The following is a 6,030-nucleotide window of genomic DNA, read 5'->3' as shown; positions in this document are numbered from 1 at the left end:
GACCTCCCCCTCCGCGTACCGGCTCAGGTACACGGCCGCGCCCGCGCTGTCCCGGGCCAGCGCCAGCGTGCGCTGCAACTGCCCCGACAGGCCCCCGCCGCCGGGGGCGGAGAGCCGGTCGAGGGCGGGCCCGGGGGCGTACACGCCGACGCCGGGCCGGTACGCGTACCCCTCCTCGCAGAGCATCGACAACAGCGGCCCGAGCTCCGCCTCGGCCAGGCCGGCCTCCCGCCCGAGCCGGCCGGCCCGTACTCCGAGCGGCCGCCGCTGCAGGACCCGTACGACGGCCAGGGCGCTGCGCGCCTGCGCCAGGGCCTCGCCCCCGCCGGGCTGTACGACGGTCCCGCGGGCCGCGGCCGTCAGCGCGGGGTGGCGCAGCGGGCCCGCCCCCGGTCCGGGCCGGCGCACCGGAGCGGCCGGCGGCAGGAAGGCGTCCAGGACGCCGGACACCCCTGGCCTGGGCAGCGGCACCGGGCCCAGGTCGGGATCGTCGAACTGGTCGACGTAGCGCAGGACGGCGGCCTGCGCGCACAGCCGCACCTCCCGCAGATCGCGGTGCCCGCGCGGCCGGAAGCGGCGCCGGCCCAGCTCCCGGGCCCAGACCCGGGCGTCGTGGTGTTCGCCGCGCCGGGAGTGGTCCAGGAAGAGGCAGTACGCGGCGTGCGTGGTCCGGGCCCGCCCGGACCCGGCGGCGAACTGCCACCAGAACCGGGCCCCTTCGCGCAGGCCGGCCAGGTGCAGCAGGCAGCCGAAGACCACGGCTCCGGGCAGGTCGGCGTGGCCGCCGCTCTCGAAGGCGTCGAGCCGTTCCCGGGCCCCGCGCGCGCACACCGAGGCCAGACAGGCGGCCTTGAGGTCGCGCCGGGCCCGTTCGGAGTCCAGCGGCAGGTCCCGCGCGGGATCGCTCCAGCCCGTCGAACGGCGCCGGCCCGGGGCCGTGCCGCGCCGGGGGACCAGTGGTTTCGGCGCCGGGCCGGGGGCGCCGCCGCCGCGCAGGAGCCGGGCCTCCGCCGCGCCGAGGTCGTAATGGGGGTAGCGGTCGCGCACGCTCGCCCGGGCCAGGAACTGCTCCAGGGAACGCGGGAGTCCGCCGTCCTCGCGCCGGGTGTCGCGGCTCGTGTTCCGGCTCATGACTCGGCTGCCGTGTCGAGCAGCCGGGCGAGCCGGCGCTGCGCCTGCCCGAGCTGCGAGCGGACGGTGGCCTCGTCCACGCCCATCATGGCGGCGGCTTCGGCGGGGGTGCACTGGAGCCCGTACCGGAGCAGCACGGCGTCGCGCTGGCGTTCGGCGAGCCGGGAGACGGCCGAGTAGAAGCGGATGGTGTCGGTGAGCACCTCGTACTGGTCGGCGTCCGCGTGGGCTTCCTTGAGCGCGGCTTCGAAGGCACTGATGTCCATCGGTTCCGGCCAGGGGCTGCGGCGGTACTGCCGGTCGACTATCCGCTGTTTGAGCACCGTCCACGCGTAGGCGTCGAGCCGGTCCATGTGCAGCATCCGCAGCCACTCGCCCATGATCGAGTCGAAGGCGGCGTCCACCGCCGCCTCGGCCGCCGAGTCGGTCCCCAACTGCAGGAACGCGAACCGCATGTAGGCCGGGCGCCGGTCGGCGTGGAAGGCCCAGTACGACAGGCGCGCCGTCGGATCCCACTGGCTCATGGGTGTCGGCCGCCGTCGCCGGCTCGGCAGACCCACGGCCCCGCCACCGGACTCCTCCGGTCCGCTGCCATCGCTCACCGCTCCACCCCATCCCGTGTGCGCGGCAAGGAAATCAGCGCGGGCGCACTCGGAGGGCGTAGAGATGCAACCTGGAAGCATTACGTTCGGTGATGATCAGCCGATGATCGATGTCGACCACGCGCCGCCCCAACCAGCGCAAACGCATATGCCGCTCTCCTGTGCGCCCGTTCTGCGCTCCCCGGCGCGGGCGCACGGCGTGTGACCATCCCAAGATTCACTCGTTTGTCGGACCGTGGGCACAACACAGCGATTCGGCTCCACCGCCGTGGAGCAGGCCGAGGCCGTTCTCGTCGAGCAGTACCCCCGACTCGTACGGCTCGCCTACGTGACGCTGCCGCTCTCCCTCGGCCGGCACACCCGGGTGCTCCTCGCGCACAAGGCGGTCCAGCGGGCCCTCCCGAGGGCCGGGCGCGGCGCCGCGGGACCCGACGGCCCGGGCGGTCCGTCTGCGGAGGTGCGGGTACGGGTCCTGCGCGCGAGCCTCGCTCCGTCCGGCCGTGCCCGGGCCGCCGCGGCCGCGCTCGGGTGGCCGCCGGTCCCGCCCTTCGTGTGGGGGCTGCGGCTGTGGCCCCCGGCGGGCGGGATCGACGAGTTGGCCCAGGCCCTGGCCGGGGCGCCGGGGCCGGTCCGGGCCGCCTTCGTGCTGCACCTCGTCGACGGACTGCCCGAGGAGGCGGTGGCCCGGCTCCTCGGCATGGCCGGGGTCGCGGACCCGGAGGACGCGGTACGGGAGGCACTGGCGGCCACCGGCCGCGACACCCCCGGGGAAACGCTCCTGCGGATGCTGCGGAGCCCCGCCGCCGACCCCGCCGTGGTCAGCGCCCGCCCCACCGACCTGCTGCGCCGGCGCCGCCGGACCCGCGCGGCCGCGTTCGCCGCGGTCGCACTGGCCGCGGCGGCCGGGGTCCTCGCCGCCGACGGCTCGGCTCCGCACCCCGCGGCCGTGGCCGCCGCCGGGGCCGCGGCGCCGCTCGACCCGGCCCGGCTGCTCCGCGTCCCCGCCGAGGCCTGGGCCGACACCGCCCGCGTGGACTTCACCGCCTGGCCCGCGCGCGGCGGTCGCGTCGCCGACCGGGGTCTGCTCGCCCGCGCCCTGGCCGCCTGGGCCGCCCGGCCCCGCGAGGTGGCGGTCACGGCGGCGCCGGGCACGGCGATCGACCCGCCGGGTCACGCACCGCAGCTCCTGTTCGCGGGTGACGTGGCCGGGCGGGCCGTGGTGGTGCTGCTCGACGGGGACCGGGTGGCGCGCTACGCCGAAGCCCCGGACGGGCCGGGCGGCCGGGAGCTGGCCTTCGCCCGTACCGACGGGGCGGACGTGACCACCGCGGCCGCGCTGACGCTGACCCGGTCCGCCCCGGACGGGACCGGCGCCGGGGGCCGGGCCCGGTACCTGCTCGCGCCCTGGATCGCGAAGGCCGCCACCCTCGACCTCGTACGGCCCGGTGACGGGGCCCGGCCCCTGGCGGTCTCCGCCGACGGGGTCACCGAAGAGACGGCGGCACCGGACGCGGACGGTATCCCCGTCGGCGGGGGCGGCGGGGGAGCGGGCCCGGGCGGCGGCCCGGCCGCGGATCGCGGAGCCGGCGCGGCCTGCGGGGCCCGGCCCGTGCTGGAGCTCACCTCCTCGCCCCGCATCGTCGAGGGGCATGCCTTCCTCCTCGCCGACCTGGGCGCGCTGACCCCCGTGCACCTGACGTACACACCCCTGCCCGACGGCCCGTCGGCGGTGCCCGCGCGCCGGCCGCGCGAGGCGACCGGTCCCGCCGCGCGGGCGGCGTGGGCGCCCGCCGCCTGCCGGCTGCCGGAGCTGGGCGGTGGCGCGGTGCGGGCCGTCAACATCTGGGACTTCGCCGACTCCGAGCTCCCCGACGGCGCGGGCCGGGCGGTGTGGTCCTGCACCCGGGCCTCCGGCTGGGCCGGCCCGGGCGACGTCCTGGTCCAGCTGCGTCCGTCCGCCGGACCCCCGCAGGACGTGGCGCGGGCCCGCTCGACGGCGGCGTGCGGCCGCTTCGGGCAGCACCTGCTCGCGGGCACCCGGTGGCGGTCGCCGGCGGGTCGTTGGTACCTGCTGGCCGCGGGGAGCCGCGAGGTCGCGGCGATCACGGTGGACGGTCCGGTCCGGGCGGAGACGGCCGGCCGCGACCTGGCCGTGCCCGTCCCCGGTCCGCAGGGTCCGTCGCCCGTCCTGACGGCCCGGCTGGCGAGCGGTGCCCGGATCACCGCTGTCGACGGCGGTGCCGGCGGCCGGGACTGACCGGCGGTCACGAACGGCGCCCCGCCCGCCGTGGACGGCGGTCCGGCGCCTCGTCCCCCCGCTGTACCATGGCCGCAGCGCGAGGGCCGTGACGGAGAGGTCACAGCCCTCGCTTTTGCGTTACGCGCACCCCTGTCCACCCCGAAGAAATGCGGCGTGTGGCGTTTCGGCGGTTCGATACGATGAACCGCACGTCACGTTGTACCGGCATATATGAAATGGAGCATCCGAGGATGGCTCGACACCTGATCACCAGCGCGCTTCCCTACATCAACGGGATCAAGCACCTGGGCAACATGGTCGGGTCGATGCTTCCGGCGGATGTGTACTCCCGGTACCTCCGCCAGCGCGGCCACGACGTCCTGTACATCTGCGCCACCGACGAGCACGGCACCCCCGCCGAGCTCGCCGCGAAGGCGGCCGGTCTCTCGGTCTCCGAGTTCTGCGCGCAGGCCCACGACGCCCAGAAGGCGGTCTACGACGGCTTCCAGCTGTCCTTCGACTACTTCGGCCGCAGCTCCTCGGCGGAGAACCGCGAGATCACCCAGCACTTCGCGCGCCAGCTCCAGAAGAACGGCTTCATCGAGGAGCGCGCGATCCGGCAGGTCTACTCGCCGGTCGACGGCCGCTTCCTGCCGGACCGCTACGTCGAGGGCACCTGCCCGCACTGCGGCTACGACAAGGCCCGCGGCGACCAGTGCGAGAACTGCACGCGCGTCCTGGACCCCACGGACCTGATCGAGCCCCGCTCGGCCATCTCCGGCTCCACCGAGCTCGAGGTCCGCGAGACCAAGCACCTCTTCCTCCTGCAGTCCAAGCTGCAGCACGAGGTCGAGGCCTGGGTCGCGGAGCACGAGGAGGAGTGGCCGCAGCTGGCGTCCTCCATCGCCCGCAAGTGGCTGACCGAGGGCCTGCACGACCGCGCCATCACGCGTGACCTCGACTGGGGCGTTCCGGTCCCGGCCGACACGTGGCCCGAGCTGGCCGCCGACGGCAAGGTCTTCTACGTCTGGTTCGACGCCCCGATCGAGTACATCGCCTCGACCAAGGAGTGGTCGGACGCCGACCCGGAGAACCGCGACTACAAGTCGTGGTGGTACGAGGCCGAGGACGTCCGCTACACCCAGTTCATGGCCAAGGACAACGTCCCGTTCCACACGGTGATGTTCCCCGCCACCGAGCTCGGCACCCGCGAGCCGTGGAAGAAGGTCGACTACGTCAAGGCCTTCAACTGGCTGACGTACTACGGCGGCAAGTTCTCCACCTCGCAGAAGCGCGGCGTCTTCACCGACCAGGCGCTGGAGATCCTGCCGGCCGACTACTGGCGCTACTTCCTCATCGCCAACGCGCCCGAGTCCGACGACTCCTCCTTCACCTGGGAGCACTTCACCTCCACGGTGAACAAGGACCTCGCCGACACCCTCGGCAACTTCGTCAACCGCGTGCTCTCCTTCTCGCGCAAGCGCTTCGGCGACGACGTCCCCGAGGGCAACGCCGCCGGCGAGGCCGAGGCCAAGCTGGGCACGCAGATCGCCGAACTCCTGGCCGAGTACGAGGGCCACATGGACAACCTCCAGTACCGCAAGGCGGCCGCCGCGCTGCGCGCCCTGTGGTCGGCGGGCAACTCCTACCTCGAGGAGAAGGCCCCCTGGCTGGAGATCAAGACCGACCCCGAGGGCGCGGCGCTGACGCTGCGCACCGCGATGAACCTCATCCACCTCTACTCGGTGGTCTCCGAGCCCTTCATCCCGTCCTCGGCGCGCGCCATGCGCTCCGCGTTCGCCCTCACCGAGGACACGGCGACCTGGGTCACCCCGGAGCAGGCCGCGTCCCTCGACGCGGTGCCCGCGGGCACCCCGTTCACCGTCCCGCCGGTCCTCTTCGCGAAGATCACCGAGGAGGACCTGGAGTCCTACCGCGACCGCTTCGGCGGCAACCCGGAGGCCTGATCCTCCCCGGAGCCGGACGCCACCGAGCGAACCGCCGCAGGGGCGCGACCACTTGAGGTCGCGCCCCAGCGGCGGACCCCGGGTCAGCCCG

4 protein-coding genes are annotated in these 6,030 nt (G+C 75.0%); 2 read left to right on the top strand and 2 right to left on the bottom strand.

The window, feature by feature from the left end; all coding sequences use genetic code 11:
• Positions 1-1,131: hypothetical protein (locus ACWGDE_RS35050; protein ID WP_453393107.1), on the bottom strand; the 1,131-nt coding region annotated here is incomplete at its 3' end.
• A complete protein-coding gene (locus tag ACWGDE_RS35045) occupies positions 1,128-1,655 on the bottom strand; it encodes an RNA polymerase sigma factor (protein ID WP_453393106.1) in 528 nt (175 codons plus the stop codon). The genes ACWGDE_RS35045 and ACWGDE_RS35050, both read right to left, overlap by 4 nt.
• Positions 1,656-1,968: 313 nt before the next feature.
• On the opposite strand from ACWGDE_RS35045, the gene ACWGDE_RS35040 reads away from it, so the two are divergent.
• Together ACWGDE_RS35040 and metG are read left to right on the top strand one after the other, a co-directional pair.
• The gene (locus ACWGDE_RS35040) at positions 1,969-3,990 is read left to right on the top strand and encodes a hypothetical protein (RefSeq protein WP_453393105.1); all 2,022 of its coding nucleotides are present in this window, start codon (positions 1,969-1,971) and stop codon (positions 3,988-3,990) included.
• 233 nt (positions 3,991-4,223) lie between these two features.
• Positions 4,224-5,939: a methionine--tRNA ligase gene (metG, locus tag ACWGDE_RS35035; protein WP_453393104.1), complete on the top strand. Its 1,716-nt coding sequence runs from the start codon at positions 4,224-4,226 to the stop codon at positions 5,937-5,939.
• Positions 5,940-6,030 lie beyond the last annotated feature (91 nt).

The sequence above is a fragment of the Streptomyces sp. NPDC054956 genome, assembly GCF_053609185.1.
The sequence above is the reverse complement of the archived record's forward strand: the minus strand, read 5'-3'. Positions and strand labels throughout refer to the sequence as shown.

Excerpts from the sequence above, each read along its gene's own strand:
- metG (WP_453393104.1), top strand. The coding sequence starts at position 4,224 with ATGGCTCGACACCTGATCACCAGCGCGCTTCCCTACATCAACGGGATC.
- ACWGDE_RS35045 (WP_453393106.1), bottom strand. The coding sequence starts at position 1,655 with ATGAGCCAGTGGGATCCGACGGCGCGCCTGTCGTACTGGGCCTTCCAC.